Origin of the sequence: Pseudolabrys taiwanensis (assembly GCF_003367395.1) — a bacterium.
Taxonomy (GTDB): Bacteria; Pseudomonadota; Alphaproteobacteria; order Rhizobiales; family Xanthobacteraceae; genus Pseudolabrys; species Pseudolabrys taiwanensis.
Map to the genome: position 1 here is coordinate 4,963,608 of NZ_CP031417.1, position 20,599 is coordinate 4,984,206.

Here is a 20,599-nt window from a genome sequence, read left to right on the forward strand (position 1 = left end):
TGCGTGGCTTTCACTCGCGGGGCTGAGCGTTTTGCTGGCCGTGGCCGGATGCGGCCGCGGCTTCTTGAACTATGGCGAGCGCGCATCCTGGCGCCATCAAGCCGAGGTCAGCTGCCTGAAGTCGGGAGCCGTGAAGATCGGCAGCGGGGTCGTGCAGATCTCGCCGATCGAAGGCCCCGGCATGTGCGGCGCCGATTTCCCGCTCAAGGTCTCGGCGCTCGGCGAAGGCAATGCCGCGATCGGCTATGCCGGCGAGGAACTGCGCCCGCCCGGCGCGATCCCGCGCGGGTCGATGCCGAATTTTCCGCCGAGCCAGCCGGCTTACGCGCCGCCGCCGAGCCGGCCCGCGCCGCCGCCGATCGAAGGGCAGGGCATGCGCTGGGTGCCCGGACCGCAGGGCATCGACGCGCCGCAAACGACGGCGCCCGCCGGCCAGCCGATGTCGATCTCGCCGCCGGGCGTCGCCCAGCCCGAGCCGTCCCAGGTCATGCCGGAGTCGGAGCCCGAGGCGAGCGAGCCCGACGACATTCCCGACGATGCCGTGGTGCCCGGGCGCGGCCGTCAGCCCGCGCCGCGGCCGCAGCCCGCCTACAACGCGCCGGTCTATCAGCCGCCGCAGCAGCGCCCGGCGCTCGGCCCACAGCGGCCGCTGGGACCGGCGCCCTCGGCCACGCTCAAGCCCACCGCGACGCTTGCCTGCCCGCTGGTGTCGGCGCTCGACCGCTGGGTCAGTGGCGGCGTGCAGCCGGCGGCGATGCGCTGGTTCGGCCAGCCGGTGGTCGAAATCAAACAGATCTCCGCTTACTCGTGCCGCGGCATGGTCGGCGCCGGCACCAACCACATCTCCGAGCATGCCTTCGGCAACGCGCTCGACATCGCCGGCTTCACGCTGGCCGACGGCCGGCATATCTCGGTGATGAAAGGCTGGCGCGGCACGCCGGAAGAGCAGGGCTTCCTGCACGACGTGCAGCTCTATGCCTGCGACACGTTCACCACGGTGCTGGCGCCCGGCTACAACGCCGCGCACTACAACCACATCCATGTCGACCTGATGCGCCGCGCGTCGGGCCGCCGGCCGTGCCGGCCCAACGCCATTCCGGGTGAGATCGTCGCCGCCAAGGCGCGCGCGATCTACGCCGCGAAGGGCAAGGGCGACTACACCGGCTCGGTCAAAGCGCAGATCTCGATCGGCGACCTCATCAAGGGCTTGCCGGAAGCGCATCCGGGTGAAGACGGCTTCGTCGCCGACGAGGACGACGACACCACCGGTTCGGTCCCGGAGCCGGAAGCGCCCAAGGCCGCCAAGAGCAGCGGCGGCTGGTTCTCCAACCTGTTCGGCGGATCGTCCAAGCCGGCACGCAAGACCACGCGCGGCCAGGACCGGATGACCGGTTCGTACTAGAGCCGGCCGAAGCGCCGCGGTTACTTCTTCCGGATGACGACCGGCTGTTTCGATTTGAGCGCGCGGACGGCGTTGGACGTCGCCTTGCCGCAAGCCTTCGAACACTTCATGGTTTCAAGATTGCACACGGCTGAGCAGCCGTCGGCGCAGCGGGCCGCGCCTGGACAAGGATCGCAGGAGCAAACTTCGGCGCGTGCGGCGCCGGGCGCGAACGCGTGAATCAGGAAGAATAGCGCGGCAATAGCCGCACCGGCGGATAACCGTCCGGGCATGGTCGTCCTCCCATTTGCTTGACAAGCCGGTCCGTTCGGACGCGGGAAGAGCGAGCGCGATGATGACGTGCGTTGGCGCGGGGGATGTTGACCCAGGTCAACGCGCTCGAGCGTCGCCTAGACGACGGCGTCGAGCAGCATCGCGCCGAACAGGATCAGCCCCGCGTCGCGGTTCGACTTGAACAGCATCAGGCAATGCGCCGGGTCGTTGATGTCGAGGCGCATGACCTGCCAGGCGAGATGCGCGGCGAAGAGGAGCATGCCGACAAGGAAGATCGTGCCGCCGCCGGCCATCAGTCCGGCAACGGCGATCAGCACTACGGCGGCCGCGTAGAAGCTCGCCAGCATCGGCTGCGTGCGCTCCTGGAACAGCAGGGCCGTCGACTTGATGCCGATCATCATGTCGTCCTCGCGGTCCTGATGCGCGTAGATCGTGTCGTAGGCGATCACCCAGCAGATCGAGCCGAGGTAGAGGATCACCGCCGGCCAATCGAGACGGCCGAACGCCGCCGGCCAGCCCATCAGCGCGCCCCAGGAGAAGGCGAGGCCCAGGACAATCTGCGGCCAATAGGTGATGCGCTTCATGAACGGATAGATCGCGACGACGAGCAGCGATGCGAAGCCCATGAAGACGGTGAAGCCGTTGAACTGCAGCAGCACCAGCAGGCCGACCAGCGCCTGCGCCAGCAGGAAGACCAGCGCCTGCTTCACGCTCACCTGACCGGAGGGAATGGGCCGCGAGCGCGTGCGTTCGACCATGCCGTCGAGATTGCGGTCGGCGAGATCGTTCCAGGTGCAGCCGGCGCCGCGCATGGCGAAGGCGCCGACGAAGAACAGGACGATATGCCACAGGCTCGGGAGGCGGCCTTCGTGCATGCCGGCAAGTCCCGCCGACCACCAGCAGGGCATCAGCAGCAGCCACGAGCCGATGGGCCGGTCGAGGCGGGCGAGGCGCAGATAGGGCCGCGTGACGGCCGGCGCGAGGCTGTCGACCCAGTTGCCGGTCGAATCGGCGACCCGTCCGGCGATGCCGCTCATCGCGAGCCGAGCGGCGAGCCGGTCAGCGTGTCGTAGGTGCCGCGGCCGGTCTTGATGTTGTTCGAGTCAGGCACCGGCGAGGTCAGCGCGTCGCTCAAGGTCGGGGCGGCCGGTCGGGCTGGCGCGGCAGCGGCTTTGCAGACCTTGGTCCGGATGCCGGTCGATTGCACGTGGCCCTTCTTCATGCCGTCGATGATCTGCGCCGGAATGCCGCACCAGACCTGATTGTCCGTGGCGTACTTGATCATCTTGGCCTCGGCTGCCACGAAGGCGTTGAACAGGCCGCAGGCCTCTTTCGGATCGGCCTTGCGCTGGCTCGCTTCGCGGATCGCCAGCGCCCGCTTCTCGGTGGCATCGCGCAGCTTGCCGAATTCCTCGAAACACGGCGGCGCCTGTCCGCCACCCGCCGGCGGCATCTGGGCCGCGGCCGATCCGGCCATAACGGGAACCAGGCACGCGGCAATGCACATGGCCCGGCGCAACATCATGATGAATCCTTTCGAGTGTCCCCTCACGGCATGATACATGCCGAACGCTTCGTTTGGCGCTTATAACAACCTGTCGAATGCGTCGGGAAGGCGGCAGTTGCCAAAAATCAGTAATTCGAGCCGTCCCGCTGCGTAAGCCGATACTCCGTCAGACCGATATAAAATCCTAAGACCGAGCGCCAGTCCAACCGATGCCCCGTTACGATTTCCGCACACCCCGGGTCCACGTCGAAGCGCCGCTTACCGCCGGGCAGGCGGTCGCCTTCGACCGCGAGCAGGTGAACTACCTCGCCAATGTGCTGCGGCTGAAAGACGGCGACGCGGTGCTGCTGTTCAATGGGCGTGACGGCGAATGGGGCGCGCGGCTGACGTTCGCCGGCAAGCGCGCGCTCGCGGCCACGCCCGAAGAGCAACTGCGCGGCCAACCGCGCCCGGGCGACCTGCATTTCCTGTTCGCGCCGCTCAAGCACGCCCGTCTCGACTACATGGTGCAGAAGGCCGTGGAGATGGGCGCATCGCGCATCCAGCCGGTGCTGACTCAGCACACGCAAGTCACCCGCATCAATCGCGAGCGCATGCAGGCCAATGCCATCGAGGCGGCCGAGCAATGCGGCGTGCTGGCGGTGCCGGAGATCGGCGAGCCTCTGAGCTTCGAGCGCGCGGCGGCCGCCGATGATCGTCTGCTGGTGTTCTGCGATGAGGATGCCGAGGTGAAGGATCCGGTGGCCGCGCTCGAAGCGGTGCGCAGGCCGGTCCCGATCGCGGTGCTGATCGGGCCCGAAGGCGGCTTCTCCGAGGCGGAGCGCGCGACGCTGCTCAAGCGTCCGAACACCGTGCGCCTGTCGCTCGGCCCGCGCATTCTGCGGGCCGACACCGCCGCGGTGGCCGCGCTCGCCGTGGTGCAGGCGGTACTGGGAGATTGGCGCGACGCGCCGTGACGATGGCCGAACACGGCGACGGGGTTGCCGGCCGGTCGCCACGCCGACGCCTTTCGGGCGGATCTGCCGGTGAAATCGTGCGCCTGAACGGACGAGTTCGAACAGGTGCAAATCTGTGAATCCAGTAGCGCCGCGCCGCAACAACCTGTGCTAATGTGAGCCACTCGTTACGGGAGTACCGGTCATGGCCTCTGCTGCTTCGTTGTTGCGCGCCGCTTTCCTCTCGATGTTGCTGGCCCTTCCGGCGCTGGCACCGGCACAGGCGGCAAACTGGCTCGAGAAGACGTTCTACATGAGCGGTGCGAATTACGACGGCGTGCTGCCGCCGTGCGAAGCCGGGCTCGGCAAGATCGCGTCCCGCTTTGCCGAGAAGGAAGGCCGCTTCTGGAATTCGAGCCTGCAGATTCTCGATTTCGAGCGCGTGCGTGAGGTCGCCTACAGCCCGTGGGCGCTCGGTACGATTCCGCGGCGTTATTGCCAGGCGACGGCGCTGGTGAGCGACGGACGCAAGCACGGCGTCTACTACTCGATCGGCGAAGACACCGGTCCGATCGGCGCCACATGGGGCGTGGAATGGTGCGTGGTCGGGCTCGACCGCAACTGGGCTTACAATCCAGCGTGCAAGATGGCGCGCCCCTGAGGCGCGACTAACGTTCCAGACAGATTGACACGTCAGGCGGCGCGGCGTCCCGCTAGCCAGTCGGCATTCTGCGCAAGATCGAGCAAGGCCTCACGCATCTTCAAAAGGCGCTCGCGTTCGCTTGCACTGCAGCTGGCGCGCTCCGCGCGTGCGGAACATTGCATGGCCAGACGTCTGAGTTCGGCGGCATTGGACAGGTCAGGCATCGCCTTTCTCCATATTCCTTCGTGCGTCATATCTGGTGATAGTGTCGCGCGATGGGAGACGGCATGCGAGAGTGACGTAGTCTAAGAGCGACTCACTAATTTAGCGGCTTAGGGGGCGACTTGGCCGCGCGCAAGACGATCAAGAATCCAAGACGCCGAAATCCGCCGACCTGCGACCGTCCGAATTCACAAGGCCGGCGCTGGCGAGCCCTAAGCGGAAGAGTTCGCGAACGGCGGCGGCGCGACTTGGCATCCGGTTGCGGAAGCGGAAATCGTCGACCGCCGCCAGCTCTTCAGGCGACAGCATGATCTGCAATCGCTCACCGCGAGCAAGCGGTCCTCGGCCACGATGCATCGGCATTTCCTGCCCCGGGTTCCTAGTCTGGCGGTCGGACGTGAAATGCGTCACTTACTCATTCGGTTCCCATCCCGCTCTGATATCGCGCTCACGGTTCGGAGAGCCGGTGACCGCAAAGAGGAGCCGCCACAATTAGTGTCTATTTTGTTCTTGTAATGTTCATGTTAACAGGGTAGCCTTGATAGGAACCATTGCGTTAAATCAATTGCCGGTTTGTTCTTGTCCGGCGGGTCAGTGGGGGAGGCGTTCGATGCTCCGTCGCCGCATTCGTTTGGCGGTTCAAAGCACGGCAATCGCTGTCAGCTTCGTTTTTCTCTTTGCCGTCGTCGCCTTCGCCCAGACCGATCGCCGCCAGAACGCGCCGGGGCAGTTCGATTTCTATGTGCTGTCTCTGTCGTGGTCACCGTCCTATTGCGAAGCCGCGCGCGAACGCTCGCCGGATCGCGCACCGGATCAACAATGCGCCGGGCGTCCGTATTCCTTCGTGGTGCACGGTCTGTGGCCGCAATACGAAAAGGGCTTTCCTTCGTATTGTCAGGTGCCGGCGCCGCGGCTCAATCGCAATATCGTCGGCAGCGCGCTTGAAATGATGCCGAGCCCGCGGCTCGTTTTTCACGAGTGGGATCGTCACGGCACCTGTTCGGGACTTTCGCCGAACGCGTATTTCGAAGCGATGCGCAAGGCGCGCGCGGTCGTGAAGATTCCCGAAGATTATCTCGCCCTGGCAAAGCCGATCACCGTCAATCCCGGCCAGGTCGTCGATGCTTTTCTCGAGGCCAACCCCGGGCTGACGCGCTCCAATATCGCGGTCGGTTGCGATCGTAAGCGGCTCACCGAGGTCCGCGTCTGCCTGACGCGCGAGTTCGGTTTTCGCGACTGCGGCGAGATCACGCGCCGCGCCTGTCGTCTGAACAAAGTGACGATGCCGGCGGTGCGCGGCGGTGCCGCCAATGCCGCCGAGCCCTAAAGCGCGCGATCGGATCCCTGGTTTCCGGCATCGGTAAACGGTGGCGTCGCCCCCGTTCGTCATTGGCGTGCGCGTTGTGGCATAAGCATTGCGCCGCTTCGCGCGGTTCAAGCTCTGTCTGACGCGGGTATTTGTGTGAACTATCGTCACGCCTTTCATGCCGGCAGCTTCGCCGATGTCTTCAAGCACGTGGTGCTCTGCCGTATTCTTCATCATCTGCGCGAGAAGCCGGCCGCCTTCCGCGTCCTCGATACGCATGCGGGCGCCGGCCTCTACGATCTGACCGGCACGGAAGCGAGCCGTGGCGGCGAATGGCACGACGGCATCGAACCGCTGATGGCGGCGACCTTGCAGGAGAAGTTGGCCGAGCTGCTCGCGCCTTATCTCGATGTGATCCGTGCGCTCAACGACAGCGACCGCCTCACCGCGTATCCCGGCTCGCCGGCGCTCGTGCGCGCCTGGCTGCGGCCGCAGGACCGGCTCATTGCCTGCGAACTCGAGCCCAACGCCGCCCGATCTCTCGCCTATCACCTGCAGCGCGATCACCGCGTGAAGTGTTTGGAGATCGACGGATGGACCGCGTTGTCGGCCTATGTGCCGCCGAAGGAGCGGCGCGGTCTCGTGCTGGTCGATCCGCCGTTCGAGCGGGAGAGCGATTTCACCCGCTTGGTCCACGATTTTGCTGCGGCGCACCGCAAATGGGCGACCGGCATCTACGCGCTCTGGTACCCGATCAAAGGGCGGCCGGACGCCGATACCTTGGCTAAGCGATTGCGCCGGCTTGGGATTGGTAAGATTCTACGGGCCGAATTGATCGTTACACCGCTGAGCGATCCGACGCGCCTCAATGGCTCGGGCATGATCATCGTCAATCCGCCGTGGCGCCTGCACGAAGAGCTTACTTTCATGCTCCCGAAATTGGCCGGTATTTTAGGACGGCAAGGCAAGGGCAGCATCACCTTGGACTGGCTTGCCGGTGAAACGCCCGGCGGCCAATGACATGTTGGCTCTTTCCACAGCGTCACAGTTGGTGTGTAGTTCCGCCATTGGCAGTGACGTTCCGCCTCCTTGCGGGGGCCGGCGGAGTTGACTGAGGCCTAGCGGCCGACGCTTTCCCCGACTGTGAATGTCCAGCCGAGCCGCCGTGCGTGGGGCCGGCGGCGGAGCAGAGGGGAGAGGAGTTTTCCCGATGGCACAAGCAGGTGTCGTTAAGTTCTTCAACGGCGAACGTGGCTATGGCTTCATCAAACCGGACGATGGCGGACGCGACGTGTTCGTTCACATCACCGCGGTCGAACAAGCCGGCCTCAAGAGCCTGAATGAAGGACAGCGGATCAGCTTCGACGTCGAGCCTGACAAGAAGGGCAAGGGTCCGAAGGCCGTCAATCTGGTCATCACCGGTTGATCTGAACGCGACGGGCGTGCGATTGAATTCGCACGCCCGTTTTCTATTTCGTACCGCGTGGCCGGCCGCGCGCCGCGCGCGTCATCTGCCAAGGCAGACATTTTTCACATGATGATCCTTCGCTCATCGCCTTCCTCGCCGTTCGCGCGCAAGGTGCGCATCGCCACGCGGCTGCTCGGCCTCGACAGTAACGTCGAAGAGACGCCGGTCGCGCTCGACGATCCGGCCGATAGCCTTCACGCGCAGAATCCGCTCGGCAAGATTCCGGCGCTCGTCGCCGAGGATGGCACTTGCTATTACGACTCGCGCGTCATCCTCGAGTATCTCGATCATCGCGCCGGCGGCGGCCGCATCGTGCCGCACGAGCCGAAAGCGCGCCTGGATGCCATGCGTCTGCAGGCTTTGTGCGATGGCATACTGGATGCGTGCATCTTGCAGGTTTATGAGGGCCGCTATCGTCCGGCGGAGATGAAAGTCGCGAGCTGGCTTGCGCGCCAGGCGGGCAAGGCCGAACGCGGCCTTGCCGCGTTGGAAGCGGCGCCGCCGTCGCTCGACGGCAAGACGTTGCCGCATGTCGGTCAGATCACGTTGGCTTGCGTGCTCGGGTATCGCGATCTGCGCTTCGATCCGGGCTGGCGCAAAGATCATCCGCGCCTGCACGCGTGGCACGATGCCTTCGCTGCGCAAGTGCCGGCTTTCGCCGCGACCAAACCCGAGGCGTGACCTCTTCGATACGCGCATGAGAAAGGCCCCGCTGCTTGCGCCGCGGGGCCTTCTTCTTGTTTCTTGTTTGACGCCTGTTATTGCTTAGAAGCGGTAGTTCAAACCCGCGCGCACGATATCGGTTTTGAAGTTCACGTTGGAGCCGAGCACGCTGCTGGTGCTGCCGAGATCGACGTGCAGATATTCGACCTTGGCCGTCCACGGTCCGGCGATCGCCGCTTCGATGCCGCCGCCGACCGTCCAGCCGGCCTTGGTTTCGTCCGACGAGCCGAGGCCCGCGACGTTTGTCTTGATGTTGCCGAGCGCGAGGCCGCCGGTGACGTAAGGCATCACGCGATCCCAAAGACCGGCGTAACCGATGCGGCCTCTCACCGTGCTCAGCCAATCGTTGCGTGTTTCGCAGGAGGTGATGCCGCAGGCCGAGCTGCCGCGGATGTTGCTCCAGTCGATGTCGCCTTCGAGGCCGAGCACGAATTGGTTCGGCAGTTGCCAGTTATAGCCGACTGTCCCGCCGACCAGTCCACCCGACGGATTGATCGACCCGCTGGTGAAGGGGCCGGAGAAATCCGAATGGCCCCAGCCGCCGCCGCCGTTGATACCGACGTACAGGCCCGTCCAGTTATAGAGCGGGGGCGGCATGTAAGCCGGCCCTTTCATCGGCATCGGTGCGCGCGACAAATCCGCAGCCGACGCCGATGCAACGCCGAGCGCAATAACACCAATGCTGGCGAGAAGAATCTTCTTCATCACGCACCTCACCCGTTAGATCCGAATGTGTCCGGAACGAGCGCAGCACGTCTCGTCCCCCGATTGACAGACAAACGCTGTCATCAGGTCAACGTTCCTTCACAAACTCTCGATGGTGCCGTGCTTTGACGCGGAGGGCGCATTGAATATGTCGCCCGCGACCGCGCGCCAAAAGCAAAGGCCCCGGAACTTCCGTTCCGGGGCCTTCACAAACGCTACGCTACGTTACGGGTCGATTAGAAGCGATAGTTGATACCGCCGCGCACCAGGCTGGTGCGGAAATCGACATCGGCGCCGCCGAGGCAGGTGTCGCAGCTGCCCTTGCCGAGGTCGGCGTAGAGGTACTCGACCTTGGCCGTCCACGGACCGGCGATCGCGAACTCGACACCGCCGCCCAGCGTCCAGCCGGCGTTGGTCTTCGTGGTCGAGCCGGCGCCGCCAAGGTTGGCCTTGATGTCGCCGACGGCGAGACCGCCGGTGATGTACGGCATGAAGCGGTCGAACGCGTAACCGATACGGCCGCGCACGGTGCCCATCCAGTCGTTCTTCGTTTCGCAGGAGCCGGCGCAGACAGCAGCGTTGGTGCTGCCGCGGATGCTGGCCCAGTCGAGGTCGCCCTCGAGACCGAACACGAAGTTGTTGGGCATCTGCCAGTTGTAGCCGATGGTGCCGCCGACCACGCCGCCGTCGACGTTGAAGTCGCCGGTGTTACCGACCGGACCCGACCACTTCGAACGGCCCCAGGCGCCACCGCCGTTGATGCCGAGGTAGAAGCCGGTCCAATTGTAAACCGGCGCATACATCGGCGCCTTGGCCGGCATTACCTCGCGACGCGGGAGATCGGCCGCATTCGCCGCACCCATCATCGACACCATGGCGAGTGCACCGATGCCCGCCCAAATCACGCGCTTCATTTACGAACCTCCAAAACGGGCCCCCAGCCCAAATTCCATGCGCGCAAAGTATTCAATTTCGGATTTGCGTCTAGTGCGTAAAAGCCACAGCGAACAACTCGTCATGGATGGTATCGACGCAATTGCGGCATGCATTCGCCACGTTATTGCCTTGATCTATACTGATTTCGTCATCTTCTTGACGGTCATGATTACTAGGTACTTAAGTCGCGTGGGCCGGCGGCTTTGCGGCGCGCCAAAGCGAAAAACCCCGGGCCATGGCTCGGGGTTTTTGTTCGCGACGTGCGCGCGGATCAGAAGTGGTAGTTCACGCCGACGCGAAACACGCTCGACTGAAACGCGTTGTCGGTGTTGGTGATCGAGTAGTGCCGCTGGCCGAGATCCATATAGAGATACTCGACCTTGGCGGACCAGTTCTGCGTCAGGCCCACTTCGGCGCCGAGGCCGAGGGTCCAGCCGAGCTGTGTTTTGTTCTCGCTCAAGTTGCCGTTTTCGGACTTGACGTTACCGTAAGCGAGACCGCCGGTGACGTACGGCATGATGTTGTTGAACGAATAGCCGATACGGCCGCGCAGGGTTCCGAACCACGGATTCGAGAACTTGTACGGCGCGAAGGTGTCGTCGGCGCCCGAAAGCTGAAGGTCGGTCTCGGCGCCGAACACGAACTGGCCGTTCTGCCAGTTGTAACCGGCCTGTACGCCACCGGCGACGCCGCTCGGATTGATGCTGCTGTTGGTGACCTTGCCCCACTGATAGCCAATGTTGCCGCCCACGTAGAAGCCGGCCCAGTTGTAAACCATCGGCGTCGGCGCGTAGTACGGGCTGCCGCCGCCGCGCGGGAAATCCGCCGCGGTCGCGACGCCCGTTGCGCCGGCCAGCAGGAGGGCAGCGAGCGCCCGGATGGAATTCTTCATGAGAGCCTCCACACACTTTCCGTGGCGCGTAAAGCGCCGCGGTTACACGTCTTTCAGTGCCCGACGCGGGCGCGGAAAGAGCCAAATTCGCGGAGGATTTATCGAGCCTTTTAAGTTAAACGGTTATGAATCGCTAAGCATCAGCGATTGTTATCCCTAAAGAACTGTTAGAGGCCGGCGTTTCTACAGCCGTTCTATTTACCACATCTCGTGAGCTTCCATTTACCATGAGAGATGACAGCCGCGGGGCCGACCGCGTATGACTGTCGCCTCATGACGAACGACAACAGCGAATTGGTACGCGGCGCGGCGCTGATCACGGGCGGGGGACGCCGCATCGGCGCCGCGATCGCGCGCACCCTGGCCGGCGCGGGATACGCCGTGGTGCTGCATGCGCGGCACTCGCGCGCGGAGGCCGAGCAACTCGCCGGCGAAATCGCGCAGGCGGGCGGCAAGGCGCACGTGATGCTCGGGGATCTCGCCGATGCCGCGGCTGTGGAGGAACTCGTGCCGGCCGCGGCGGCGGTGTTCGGGCCGCTCACGCTCCTCGTCAACAGCGCCAGCGAGTTCGAGCAGGACGATATCGCGACGCTCACACGCGCGGGCTTCGATCGCGCGATGGCGGTGAACCTGGCTGCGCCGTTGTTCCTGGCGCAGGCCTTTGCGGCGCAGGCGCCGGCGGGATCGTCGGTCGTCAACGTGCTCGATCAGCGCGTGCTCAAGCCGACGCCGCTCTTCTTTTCCTACACGCTGAGCAAGAACGCGCTTTACACAGCGACCGCCACCTTGGCGCAGGCGCTGGCGCCGAAGCTGCGCGTCAACGCGGTGGCGCCGGGCCCGACATTGCCGAGCCCGCGTCAGCGTCCGGAGGATTTCGCCGCGCAGGCCGCAAGCCTGCCGCTCGAGCACGGGCCGACGCCGCAGGACATTGCCGCGGCTGTGCTCTATCTCGCCGGTGCCGACAGCGTCACCGGCGTCACCATCCCGGTCGACGGCGGCCAGCATCTCGCCTGGCGCACCGCCGACAGCGAAGTCGCCGAGTAATCCCTATCTATCGGCCATGAACGGCAAACGAGACATCGACACCGCGAGCGAGGACCTCCGCGAGGAGGAAGACGAGCAGACGCTGCCCGAGCTCGAGCTCACCGACGCGCCGGCCGGCACGCTCGCCGCCGGGCGCGCTGCGATCGCGCGCGCCGTCAAGCATGCGCCGTCATCGCCCGGCGTCTATCGCATGATCGACGAAAAGGGCGATGTGCTTTACGTCGGCAAGGCCAAGAACATCAAGAAGCGGGTGACGAACTACACCCGCCCGGTCGCCTACGACGCCCGCATCGCGCGCATGATTTCGGGCACGGTGTCGATGGAGTTCATCACCACCAAGACCGAAACCGAGGCGCTGCTGCTCGAGGCGAACCTCATCAAGCGCCTGCGCCCGCGGTTCAACGTGCTCCTGCGCGACGACAAGTCGTTCCCTTACATCCTGATCACGTCCGATCACTGGGCGCCGCAGATCCTCAAGCATCGCGGCGCGCGCACGCGGCCCGGTCATTACTATGGCCCGTTCGCCAATGCCGGCGCGGTCAACCGCACCATCAATGCGTTGCAGCGCGCGTTCCTGTTGCGCTCCTGCTCGGACAGTTTCTTCGAGAGCCGTACGCGGCCATGCCTGCTGCATCAGATCAAGCGTTGCTCGGCGCCGTGCACCCGCGAGATTGATTTCGCCGGTTACACCGAGCTGGTGCGCGAGGCCAACGAGTTTCTGTCCGGCCACAGCCGGACGGTGCAGAAGGAACTGGCGCAGGCGATGGACAAGGCGTCCGAAGCGCTCGACTTCGAGCACGCGGCGATCTTTCGCGATCGCCTCGCCGCTTTGTCCGCCGTGCAGTCGCATCAGGGCATCAACCCGCGCAGTGTGGAGGAGGCGGATGTCTTCGCTGTGCACCAGGCGGGCGGTTACAACTGCATCGAGGTCTTCTTCTTCCGCACCGGACAGAACTGGGGCAACCGCGCTTACTTCCCCAAGGCCGATCGGGCATTGGCGGAAGGCGAAGTGCTCAGTGCCTTCATGGCGCAGTTCTACGACGACAAGCCGCCGCCGCGGCTGGTGCTCGTCTCGCACGATTTCGACGAACGTGAGCTGATGGCCGACGCGCTGACGACCAAGGCCGGGCGCAAGGTCGAGGTGAGCGTCCCGCAGCGCGGCGAGCGCAAGGAGTTGGTGCAGCACGCGCTCGCCAATGCGCGCGAAGCCTTGGCGCGTAAGCTCGCCGATACCTCGTCGCAGCAGAAATTGCTGAAAGGGCTGGCGGAGACCTTCGGTTTGCCGCGTGAGCCGCGCCGGATCGAGGTCTACGACAACAGCCACATCGCCGGCACCAATGCGGTCGGCGGCATGGTCGTCGCGGGGCCCGAGGGCTTCCGCAAGAACCAGTACCGCAAGTTCAACATCCGCTCGACCGACCTCACGCCGGGCGACGACTACGGCATGATGCGCGAGGTGTTGCAGCGGCGGTTCAAGCGGCTGCTGGATGAAGCGCCGCGGGCAAAGGGCGCTGAGCAACCCTCTCCCCTTGCGGGAGAGGGGGGCGAGCCGCCAACGGGTCCGCGCGAAGCGCGGCCCGATGATAAACTCCGCGGCGAGCCGGGTGAGGGGTCTGCGTTCGTTATTGGCACCGACCCCTCACCCGCCCTCGCTTCGCTCGGCCACCCTCTCCCGCAAGGGGAGAGGGAAAGAGAGCAAGTGGCACCCGATGATCACATTGAGAGCGACGAGCGTGACGAATCCCCCTGGCCCGATCTCGTGCTCATCGACGGGGGGCAAGGACAGCTCAAGGCTGCCGTCGACACGTTGACCGAGATGGGCATCACCGATGTGCCGCTGGTGTCGATCGCCAAGGGTATGGACCGCGAAGCCGGCCGCGAAACCTTCTTCATGCCGGGCAGGGCGCCGTTCAAGCTGCCGCCGCGCGATCCGCTGCTCTATTACATCGAGCGGCTGCGCGACGAGGCGCACCGCTTCGCCATCGGCTCCCACCGCGCCCGCCGTAAGAAGGACATCCGCGAGGCTGGTTTGCAGGAGATCCCGGGGATCGGCCCCACGCGCAAGCGCGCGCTGCTTCGGCATTTCGGCACGGTGAAAGCGATCGAACGCGCATCGCTGCCAGACCTCGCCAACGTGCCCGGAATTAATGCGGAGACGGCGCGGAAGATATATGAGTTCTTCCACGAGCAGGGCGCCCGCTGACCTCGATCCGGCGTCCTGAGGCGCGAGCGTGCGCAGCGCGCGCGCCATCGCAAGTCGGTTGTCGCCGACTTGCGCACTTAAACTCCATCTCGGGTAAACCGGAGATGGAAGGATGACGGGGCATGGTCGGGGCCCTCGTCCTTCGAGCCTCGCCTACGGCGAGCGTCTCGGGTGACGGGACAGATTCAGAGACTAGGGGTAGGAAATGATCATCAAGAGCCAAGAAGACGTCACTCCGAAGGTGCTCGACGCTTACAAGAACATCGACGATCCGCGGCTGCGCGAGATCGTCGCCTCCCTGGTCAAGCATCTGCACGCCTTCGCGCGCGATGTGCATCTCACTGAAGAAGAATTCCAGGCGGCAACGCGCATCATCGCCAAGATGGGCCAGATGAGCAACGACACCCACAACGAAGTGGTGTTGATGGCCGGCTCGCTCGGCTTCTCGGCGCTCGTGTGTCTGCTCAACAATGGCAACAACGGCCAGACCGAAACGACGGCCAATCTGCTCGGTCCGTTCTGGCGGATGCATTCGCCCGCGACCGAGAACGGCGGTTCGCTGGTGCGCTCGCCGACGCCGGGTCCGGCGATCTTCGTCAACTGCCAGGTGAAGGACCAGACCGGTAAGCCGATCGCCGGCGCCGAAGTCGATGTCTGGCATTCGTCGCCCGAAGGCTTCTACGAACAGCAGGATCCGAAGCAGGCCGACATGAACCTGCGCGGCAAGTTCGTCACCGACGCCGACGGGCGCTTCTGGTTTCGCAGCGTCAAGCCCGCCGGCTATCCGATCCCGGTCGACGGTCCGGTCGGCGATCTCGTCCGCGCCGGCAAGCGTCACAATTTCCGGCCCGCCCATCTGCACTTCCTGATCTTCAAGGAAGGCTTCAAGACGCTGATCTCGCAAATCTACTCCAATGACGATGACAAACTGGAGACGGACGTGCAGTTCGGCGTCACGCGCGCGCTGATCGCGAATTACGTCCGTCACACGGACAAGGCGCCAGCGGCCGATGTGACAGGCGACTGGTATTCGCTCGATCAGACCTTCGTTATGGAGCCCGGTATTGCCAAGCTGCCCAAGCCGCCGATCAAATAGCGGTGAGCACCGTCATTCCGGGGCGCCACGAATAGAACAGGCGCGCCGGAATGACAGGTTATTGATTCTCGCGGTTGACCTTCCGCCGCCTGGGGTGTTCCTTTGCCGCCATGAATGCCTTTAGTTCCAGGCCGCTGCCGGCGCGCCCGCTCGCGTTGCCGAATATCCTGACCTATGCGCGGATCGCCGCCGTTCCGGTGGTGGTGGGATTCCTCTTTTGGCAGAGCATCTTCGAAGGGCCGCTCTGGCTGCGCTGGGTGGCGCTGGTCATTTTCATCGGCGCGGGTGTGACCGATTTCCTCGACGGTTATCTGGCGCGGGCGTGGCAGCAGCATTCCTCGCTTGGCCGCATGCTCGACCCGATCGCCGACAAGCTTCTGGTCTCGTCCTGCCTGCTGATGCTGGCCGCCGAGGAGTCGGTCCGCGGCTGGACGCTGCTGGCGGCCGTGGTCATCCTCTGCCGCGAGATCCTGGTGTCGGGCCTGCGCGAATATCTCGCGGAGCTGCGCGTCAGCGTTCCGGTCACGCGGCTTGCCAAGTGGAAGACCAGCGCCCAGATGGTGGCGATCGGGTTTCTCATCGCCGGCGAGGCCGGCGACCGGGTCGTCCCGGTGGTGAGCGAGATCGGCATCGGCCTGTTGTGGGCTTCGGCGATCCTCACGCTCTATACGGGCTATGACTATATGCGCGCCGGTTTGCGCTACATGATCGACGAGAACGTATGAAGCTGCGCTATTTCGCCTGGGTCCGGGAACGCATCGGCAAGCCGGAAGAGGACATCGAGCCTCCGGTCGATGTCGCGACCGTTGCCGAGCTGATTGCCTGGCTGGCCGGGCGTGGCGAGGAATATGCCTATGCCTTCGAGAACCCGAAGGTGATCCGCGCCGCCATCAACAAGAGCCACGTGAAGCCGGACACCCGCATTGCCGGCGCGGGCGAGATTGCCTTCTTCCCGCCGATGACGGGCGGGTAAGGGCATCGCCATGCCTCTTGCTCTCTTCGCCGCTCCCATAGGGAGAGGTCGGCGCACGAAGTGCGTCGGGTGAGGGGTTACAGACGTCGAGAGTCAGGAACCCCCTCACCCCAGCCCAACGGGGAGAGGGAGCCCTCGGTGCTCGTGGCGTCGCTGCAATTCCAACGCGTCCAAATCTGCACTACATTGGTGCCATGACCGTCCAGACCACCGTGCGCATTCAGCGCGAGCCGTTCGACGTCGCCGCGGAGACCAAAAAGCTCACGCAGGGCCGCGACGACGCGGGCGCGGTCGTCACCTTCACCGGCATCTGCCGTGGCGCCGAGGGGACCGAGCCGATCGCCGCGCTGACCCTCGAGCATTATCCCGGTATGGCCGAGGCGGAGATCGAGCGGCACGTCGCCGAGGCCGTGTCACGCTGGCCGCTCATCGGCGTCACCGTCATTCACCGGCACGGCCGCATCGTGCCGGGCGAGGACATCGTGATGGTCGTCACCGTTTCGTCGCATCGCGAGGCGGCGTTCGCCGCGGCCGAGTTCCTGATGGATTACCTCAAGACCCGCGCGCCGTTCTGGAAGCAGGTGGAAAAGGTCGGCGGGAAGACCTGGGTCGAGGCGAAGGCGACCGATGACGCAGCGGCGGAGCGCTGGAAAGCGCCGGGCCGCGCTGCCGCGGAGTGAGCAGAAGGCGCTATACTGGGGCGCCGGAGGACAAGATGATTCCCATGATGGTCGCGGCTGTGGCCGTTGTGGCGCTCGCGGTGAGCGAGGCGCCCGCGGCGCAGGTTTCCTATTACGACGTGCCAAAGGGGGCGCACCCCCACGATGTGGCGCCGGCGCCGGACGGCACCGTCTGGTACACCGCGCAGCACCAGGGCGCCGTCGGCATCCTCGATCCGAAGTCGCGTAAGACCGTGCAGATTCCGCTCGGCCAGGGCGCCGCGCCGCATGGCGTCATCATCGGCCCCGACCGCGCCGCCTGGGTCACCGAAGGCGGCCTCAACGCGATCGTGCGTGTCGATCCCGAAACGCACGCCGTGAAGCATTATCCGTTGCCGGCGAGCTTTCCCGCGGCAAATCTCAACACCGCGACCTTCGACCGCAAGGGCATTCTCTGGTTCACCGGCCAGGCTGGCGTCTATGGCCGGGTCGATCCGGCGAGCGGCCAGGTCGATGCCTGGAAGGCGCCGAAAGGAGCGGGGCCTTACGGCATCACCACGACGCCGAATGGCGACGTCTGGTACGCCTCGCTCGCCGGCGATCACATTGCCAAGATCGATACCGTGAGCGGCGACGCGCTGGTGGTGGCGCCGCCGCGGCAGGGCGTCGGGCCGCGCCGCATCTGGCCGGACTCGAAGGGGCTCCTCTGGGTGAGCTTCTGGACCTCCGGCGAGATCGGCCGCTACGACCCGCAGGCAAAAGTCTGGAAGACGTGGGGCCTGCCGAAGAGCAAAGGCGGTTGCTACGCGATCTATGTCGACGACAATGACAAAGTCTGGATCTCCGACTTCCTGGCCAATGCCATCCATCGCTTCGATCCGGTGACGGAGCGCTTCGACACCTTCACGAGCAACAAGAGCGGCGCCTCGGTGCGCCAGTTGCTGGGACAGCACGGCGAGGTGTGGGGCGCCGAGTCCGGCACAGACCGGCTCGTGGTGGTGCGAGACTGAGATGCGCCGCCTCGCGCGCCGCGACGTGCTGCGGGCGATGGTGGGGGCTCTCTCCTGCGCGGTTGCGATACGGCCCTCCAGCGCCGGCGAGACGCGCATCGGCACGCTGATCGAGCGCGCCAGCAATCTGCCGACGGTGGCGCAGCGCATCGGCTTCATCTCGCATGCGCTGTTGGGGCTGCCTTATCGCGGTTTCACGTTGATCGGCGGCCCGCACCAGCAGGAGGAGTTCGTCATCCGTGACGACGGCTTCGATTGCGTCACCTTCTGCGAGACCGTGCTGGCCGCGGCGCGCGTGTCGCGAGCCGTCGATTTCGATGAGGCGCTGCGTCAGATCCGCTACCGCAACGGCGACGTCGCCTGGCGCGAACGCAACCATTACTTCTCCGACTGGAGCGAGTTCAACATCGCCAACGGCGTCTGCCGCGCCGTGATGCTGCCGGGCGGCGTCGCCATCGACAAGATGCTGACTTACGAGCGCGGGCTTGGCGCGCGGCAGGCTTCCTTCACCGCCATTCCGCGTGCGAGCCTTGCCGCGCATATGGACCGCCTCGCGACCGGCGACATCATCGGCTTCTTGTCGGAGCGGCCGGGGCTCGATTACTTCCACACCGGCTTCATCGTCGTCTCGCCCGGCGGCAAATTGTGGCTGCGCCACGCCGCCAAGAGCCGTCAGCGCGTGCTGGATGAAGACCTCGCGCGCTTCATCGTTCGCACGCGCGTCAAGCGCGTGACCGTGCTGCGGCCGCAGGAGCCGTGGGCGGAGAGTGCGGTGGTGTGACGCTTCTGACCCGCCACCCTGAGGTGGGAGCGAAGCGAGCTTCGAAGGGCGGCGGCCCGAGAGCGAGTGGCCGTCATCCTTCGAGGCGCGCCAAACGGCGCGCACTTCAGGATGACGGAGCGAGGCTTACGCCGCGGCCGCCTTCGGCTGCACTTCGGCGGTGTAGTCTTCCATGAGCTGCTTGGTGATGCCGCCTGGATTAAAATTCCACTGGGCGATCTCAGCCACCGCGGTCACTTCGGCGGCCGAGCCGGTGATGAAGCATTCCGACATCTCGTCGAGCTCGTACGGCATGATGCGCCGTTCGATCACCTCGATGCCGCGCTGGCGCGCCAGTGCGATGACGGTCTGCCGCGTGATGCCGTCGAGGAAGCAGTCGGCAATCGGCGTGTGGATCTTGCCGTCCTTGACGAAGAAGATGTTCGCGCCGGTGCATTCGGCGACGCGGCCTTCCCAGTCGAGCATCATCGCGTCGGCATAGCCTTTGCGCTCGGCGCGGTGCTTGGAGATGGTGCAGATCATGTAGAGGCCGGCCGCCTTGGCGGTCGACGGCGCCGTCTTCGGATCGGGCCGGCGATAGTCGGCGAGATCGAGCCGGATGCCCTTGAGGCGCTGCGCCGGGTCGAAATAGCTCGGCCACTCCCAACTCGCGATGGCGAGGTGGATCTGGTTGTCCTGCGCCGACACGCCCATCATCTCCGAGCCGCGCCAGGCGACCGGGCGGACGTAGGCGTTCTTCTTGCCGTTCTTGTCGACCACCAGCTTCTTGGCGGCGACGATCTCGGCGGCGGAATAAGGGATGTCGAAATCCAGAACGTTGGCGGAGCGCTTCAGCCGCTCGGCATGTTCCTGGCTCTTGAAGATCTGGCCGTCATAGGCGCGCTCGCCCTCGAACACGCAGCTTGCGTAGTGGAGGCCATGGCTGAGCACGTGCATGTTGGCGTCGCTCCAGGGCACCAACTTGCCGTCGTACCAGATGACCCCCTCAAGACGGTCATAGGACTGCGCAGCCATAATTTCCTCCTCGGACTCGAACCAACTGGACCTTCGCGGCCGCTTGTGCCGCTGTGATGGCGCATTTTTGGCGCTAATGCCAATACTTTGCGTCGTGGGACGACACCCGGTATGACTCGGCTCATCGGTCAAAGCGCTGTCGGTATAGAGCCGTGGAGGGCTCAGGACAGGGGGCCGTCGGGCACGATCATTTCGTCGGTCGCGCAGTTTTTGTAACATAAAACCAAAATATGTCAACATGGCTGACATAAATTTATCCGGCAAAACGCCCGCCGCCGCCGGCTCCGCCGACCGTCCGTCGGCCCCCGGGGGCGCGGCCGCTGACGGCCCGGAGCCGATCTGGGACATCATCGAGCTGTTGTTCTTCGCCTACCGCGATTTCGTCGGCGATCCCGACGAGGTGTTGGCCAAGTTCGGCTTCGGCCGGGCGCATCACCGCGTGCTGCACTTCGTCAGCCGCAACCCGGGCATGAAGGTCGCCGATCTGCTCGACATCCTGAACATCACCAAGCAATCGCTGTCGCGCGTGCTCAAGCAGCTCGTCGACGAGGGTTATGTGTTGCAGAAGGAGGGCGATCAGGATCGCCGCCAGCGGCTGCTCTACGGGACGCCGAAGGGAGAGGCTCTGTCACGCAAGCTCGACGACCTGCAGACGCGCCGCATCATGCGCGCGTTCGCCGAGCTCGGTCCGGGCGCGCACGATGCCGCGCGCCGCTTTCTTACGGCCATGATCGATGGCGATAACCGGGACGGCGTGCTGCGTCTCATCGCGCGCGCCGACCGGGCGGCCAAGGCGCGGGAGTAGCA

At 65.0% G+C, this 20,599-nt stretch carries 24 protein-coding genes; 16 read left to right on the forward strand and 8 right to left on the reverse strand.

Going from position 1 to position 20,599, the window contains the following annotated elements:
• Positions 1-130 precede the first annotated feature (130 nt).
• Entirely contained in the window at positions 131-1,402 is a 1,272-nt protein-coding gene (locus DW352_RS23585; RefSeq protein WP_245434230.1) for an extensin-like domain-containing protein, read from the forward strand.
• A 389-nt stretch (positions 1,403-1,791) separates the two neighbouring features.
• Here DW352_RS23585 and ubiA read toward each other — a convergent pair whose 3' ends face one another.
• Entirely contained in the window at positions 1,792-2,712 is a 921-nt protein-coding gene (gene ubiA, locus DW352_RS23590; RefSeq protein ID WP_115693618.1) for a 4-hydroxybenzoate octaprenyltransferase, read from the reverse strand.
• Positions 2,709-3,200 carry a hypothetical protein gene (locus DW352_RS23595; protein WP_162827157.1) on the reverse strand — a complete coding sequence of 164 codons (492 nt, stop codon included), beginning with the start codon at positions 3,198-3,200 and terminating at the stop codon, positions 2,709-2,711. The genes ubiA and DW352_RS23595 overlap by 4 nt, the downstream gene beginning before the upstream one ends.
• Before the next feature lie 191 nt (positions 3,201-3,391).
• On the opposite strand from DW352_RS23595, the gene DW352_RS23600 reads away from it, so the two are divergent.
• Together DW352_RS23600 and DW352_RS23605 are read left to right on the forward strand one after the other, a co-directional pair.
• Positions 3,392-4,138 carry a 16S rRNA (uracil(1498)-N(3))-methyltransferase gene (locus DW352_RS23600; RefSeq protein WP_115693620.1) on the forward strand — a complete coding sequence of 249 codons (747 nt, stop codon included), beginning with the start codon at positions 3,392-3,394 and terminating at the stop codon, positions 4,136-4,138.
• A gap of 184 nt (positions 4,139-4,322) precedes the next feature.
• Positions 4,323-4,778, forward strand: a complete 456-nt coding sequence (locus DW352_RS23605; protein ID WP_115693621.1) for a hypothetical protein — start codon at positions 4,323-4,325, stop codon at positions 4,776-4,778.
• 32 nt (positions 4,779-4,810) lie between these two features.
• Here the strand turns inward: DW352_RS23605 and DW352_RS26980 are convergent, their stop codons facing one another.
• The gene (locus DW352_RS26980; RefSeq protein ID WP_162827158.1) at positions 4,811-4,984 is read right to left on the reverse strand and encodes a hypothetical protein; all 174 of its coding nucleotides are present in this window, start codon (positions 4,982-4,984) and stop codon (positions 4,811-4,813) included.
• A 139-nt stretch (positions 4,985-5,123) separates the two neighbouring features.
• The gene (locus DW352_RS23610) at positions 5,124-5,339 is read right to left on the reverse strand and encodes a hypothetical protein (protein WP_115693622.1); all 216 of its coding nucleotides are present in this window, start codon (positions 5,337-5,339) and stop codon (positions 5,124-5,126) included.
• Between the two features lie 253 nt (positions 5,340-5,592).
• Between DW352_RS23610 and DW352_RS23615 the strand changes: the two genes are divergently transcribed.
• From DW352_RS23615 to DW352_RS23630, 4 genes are all read left to right on the forward strand, one after another.
• A complete protein-coding gene (locus DW352_RS23615; RefSeq protein ID WP_115693623.1) occupies positions 5,593-6,309 on the forward strand; it encodes a ribonuclease T2 family protein in 717 nt (238 codons plus the stop codon).
• A 135-nt stretch (positions 6,310-6,444) separates the two neighbouring features.
• Complete coding sequence (locus tag DW352_RS23620; RefSeq protein ID WP_115693624.1) at positions 6,445-7,308, forward strand: 23S rRNA (adenine(2030)-N(6))-methyltransferase RlmJ; 864 nt, start codon at positions 6,445-6,447, stop codon at positions 7,306-7,308.
• 190 nt (positions 7,309-7,498) lie between these two features.
• On the forward strand, positions 7,499-7,714 hold the full coding sequence (locus DW352_RS23625) for a cold-shock protein (protein WP_115693625.1): 216 nt from the start codon (positions 7,499-7,501) through the stop codon (positions 7,712-7,714).
• Positions 7,715-7,822: 108 nt separating this feature from the next.
• A complete protein-coding gene (locus DW352_RS23630) occupies positions 7,823-8,437 on the forward strand; it encodes a glutathione S-transferase family protein (protein ID WP_115694575.1) in 615 nt (204 codons plus the stop codon).
• 84 nt (positions 8,438-8,521) lie between these two features.
• Here the strand turns inward: DW352_RS23630 and DW352_RS23635 are convergent, their stop codons facing one another.
• From DW352_RS23635 to DW352_RS23645, 3 genes are all read right to left on the reverse strand, one after another.
• Positions 8,522-9,184 (reverse strand): outer membrane protein, encoded by a 663-nt coding sequence (locus DW352_RS23635; RefSeq protein WP_115693626.1) that lies wholly within the window; start codon positions 9,182-9,184, stop codon positions 8,522-8,524.
• A gap of 236 nt (positions 9,185-9,420) precedes the next feature.
• Positions 9,421-10,098 (reverse strand): outer membrane protein, encoded by a 678-nt coding sequence (locus tag DW352_RS23640; RefSeq protein ID WP_115693627.1) that lies wholly within the window; start codon positions 10,096-10,098, stop codon positions 9,421-9,423.
• Between the two features lie 293 nt (positions 10,099-10,391).
• Complete coding sequence (locus DW352_RS23645) at positions 10,392-11,012, reverse strand: outer membrane protein (RefSeq protein WP_115693628.1); 621 nt, start codon at positions 11,010-11,012, stop codon at positions 10,392-10,394.
• 273 nt (positions 11,013-11,285) lie between these two features.
• Here DW352_RS23645 and DW352_RS23650 point away from each other — a divergent pair, with 273 nt between their 5' ends.
• From DW352_RS23650 to DW352_RS23685, 8 genes are all read left to right on the forward strand, one after another.
• Positions 11,286-12,056, forward strand: coding sequence for an SDR family oxidoreductase (locus DW352_RS23650; RefSeq protein WP_115693629.1), 771 nt, complete (start codon positions 11,286-11,288; stop codon positions 12,054-12,056).
• 16 nt (positions 12,057-12,072) lie between these two features.
• Positions 12,073-14,259: an excinuclease ABC subunit UvrC gene (gene uvrC / locus DW352_RS23655; protein WP_115693630.1), complete on the forward strand. Its 2,187-nt coding sequence runs from the start codon at positions 12,073-12,075 to the stop codon at positions 14,257-14,259.
• A 205-nt stretch (positions 14,260-14,464) separates the two neighbouring features.
• Positions 14,465-15,355, forward strand: a complete 891-nt coding sequence (locus tag DW352_RS23660; RefSeq protein WP_115693631.1) for a dioxygenase family protein — start codon at positions 14,465-14,467, stop codon at positions 15,353-15,355.
• A gap of 110 nt (positions 15,356-15,465) precedes the next feature.
• Entirely contained in the window at positions 15,466-16,080 is a 615-nt protein-coding gene (gene pgsA / locus DW352_RS23665) for a CDP-diacylglycerol--glycerol-3-phosphate 3-phosphatidyltransferase (protein WP_115693632.1), read from the forward strand.
• Positions 16,077-16,328, forward strand: coding sequence for a molybdopterin converting factor subunit 1 (gene moaD / locus DW352_RS23670; protein WP_115693633.1), 252 nt, complete (start codon positions 16,077-16,079; stop codon positions 16,326-16,328). Before pgsA ends, moaD begins: the two co-directional genes overlap by 4 nt.
• Positions 16,329-16,522: 194 nt before the next feature.
• Entirely contained in the window at positions 16,523-17,008 is a 486-nt protein-coding gene (locus DW352_RS23675) for a molybdenum cofactor biosynthesis protein MoaE (protein ID WP_115693634.1), read from the forward strand.
• 35 nt (positions 17,009-17,043) lie between these two features.
• The gene (locus DW352_RS23680; protein ID WP_162827159.1) at positions 17,044-17,997 is read left to right on the forward strand and encodes a Vgb family protein; all 954 of its coding nucleotides are present in this window, start codon (positions 17,044-17,046) and stop codon (positions 17,995-17,997) included.
• Position 17,998: 1 nt separating this feature from the next.
• Positions 17,999-18,778, forward strand: coding sequence for an N-acetylmuramoyl-L-alanine amidase-like domain-containing protein (locus DW352_RS23685; protein ID WP_115693635.1), 780 nt, complete (start codon positions 17,999-18,001; stop codon positions 18,776-18,778).
• A gap of 126 nt (positions 18,779-18,904) precedes the next feature.
• On the opposite strand, the gene DW352_RS23690 is transcribed toward DW352_RS23685, so the two are convergent.
• Entirely contained in the window at positions 18,905-19,792 is an 888-nt protein-coding gene (locus DW352_RS23690; RefSeq protein WP_115693636.1) for a branched-chain amino acid aminotransferase, read from the reverse strand.
• Positions 19,793-20,030: 238 nt separating this feature from the next.
• Between DW352_RS23690 and DW352_RS23695 the strand changes: the two genes are divergently transcribed.
• Complete coding sequence (locus tag DW352_RS23695) at positions 20,031-20,597, forward strand: MarR family winged helix-turn-helix transcriptional regulator (protein ID WP_115693637.1); 567 nt, start codon at positions 20,031-20,033, stop codon at positions 20,595-20,597.
• Positions 20,598-20,599 lie beyond the last annotated feature (2 nt).

Coding starts and splice junctions, on each gene's coding strand:
- DW352_RS23610 (WP_115693622.1), bottom strand. CDS start 5,339: ATGCATCGTGGCCGAGGACCGCTTGCTCGCGGTGAGCGATTGCAGATC.
- pgsA (WP_115693632.1), top strand. CDS start 15,466: ATGAATGCCTTTAGTTCCAGGCCGCTGCCGGCGCGCCCGCTCGCGTTG.
- uvrC (WP_115693630.1), top strand. CDS start 12,073: ATGAACGGCAAACGAGACATCGACACCGCGAGCGAGGACCTCCGCGAG.
- DW352_RS23625 (WP_115693625.1), top strand. CDS start 7,499: ATGGCACAAGCAGGTGTCGTTAAGTTCTTCAACGGCGAACGTGGCTAT.
- ubiA (WP_115693618.1), bottom strand. CDS start 2,712: ATGAGCGGCATCGCCGGACGGGTCGCCGATTCGACCGGCAACTGGGTC.
- DW352_RS23650 (WP_115693629.1), top strand. CDS start 11,286: ATGACGAACGACAACAGCGAATTGGTACGCGGCGCGGCGCTGATCACG.
- DW352_RS26980 (WP_162827158.1), bottom strand. CDS start 4,984: ATGCCTGACCTGTCCAATGCCGCCGAACTCAGACGTCTGGCCATGCAA.
- DW352_RS23645 (WP_115693628.1), bottom strand. CDS start 11,012: ATGAAGAATTCCATCCGGGCGCTCGCTGCCCTCCTGCTGGCCGGCGCA.
- DW352_RS23680 (WP_162827159.1), top strand. CDS start 17,044: ATGATTCCCATGATGGTCGCGGCTGTGGCCGTTGTGGCGCTCGCGGTG.
- DW352_RS23615 (WP_115693623.1), top strand. CDS start 5,593: ATGCTCCGTCGCCGCATTCGTTTGGCGGTTCAAAGCACGGCAATCGCT.
- DW352_RS23685 (WP_115693635.1), top strand. CDS start 17,999: ATGCGCCGCCTCGCGCGCCGCGACGTGCTGCGGGCGATGGTGGGGGCT.
- DW352_RS23605 (WP_115693621.1), top strand. CDS start 4,323: ATGGCCTCTGCTGCTTCGTTGTTGCGCGCCGCTTTCCTCTCGATGTTG.
- DW352_RS23695 (WP_115693637.1), top strand. CDS start 20,031: ATGGCTGACATAAATTTATCCGGCAAAACGCCCGCCGCCGCCGGCTCC.
- moaD (WP_115693633.1), top strand. CDS start 16,077: ATGAAGCTGCGCTATTTCGCCTGGGTCCGGGAACGCATCGGCAAGCCG.
- DW352_RS23640 (WP_115693627.1), bottom strand. CDS start 10,098: ATGAAGCGCGTGATTTGGGCGGGCATCGGTGCACTCGCCATGGTGTCG.
- DW352_RS23595 (WP_162827157.1), bottom strand. CDS start 3,200: ATGATGTTGCGCCGGGCCATGTGCATTGCCGCGTGCCTGGTTCCCGTT.
- DW352_RS23660 (WP_115693631.1), top strand. CDS start 14,465: ATGATCATCAAGAGCCAAGAAGACGTCACTCCGAAGGTGCTCGACGCT.
- DW352_RS23675 (WP_115693634.1), top strand. CDS start 16,523: ATGACCGTCCAGACCACCGTGCGCATTCAGCGCGAGCCGTTCGACGTC.
- DW352_RS23630 (WP_115694575.1), top strand. CDS start 7,823: ATGATGATCCTTCGCTCATCGCCTTCCTCGCCGTTCGCGCGCAAGGTG.
- DW352_RS23600 (WP_115693620.1), top strand. CDS start 3,392: ATGCCCCGTTACGATTTCCGCACACCCCGGGTCCACGTCGAAGCGCCG.
- DW352_RS23635 (WP_115693626.1), bottom strand. CDS start 9,184: ATGAAGAAGATTCTTCTCGCCAGCATTGGTGTTATTGCGCTCGGCGTT.
- DW352_RS23690 (WP_115693636.1), bottom strand. CDS start 19,792: ATGGCTGCGCAGTCCTATGACCGTCTTGAGGGGGTCATCTGGTACGAC.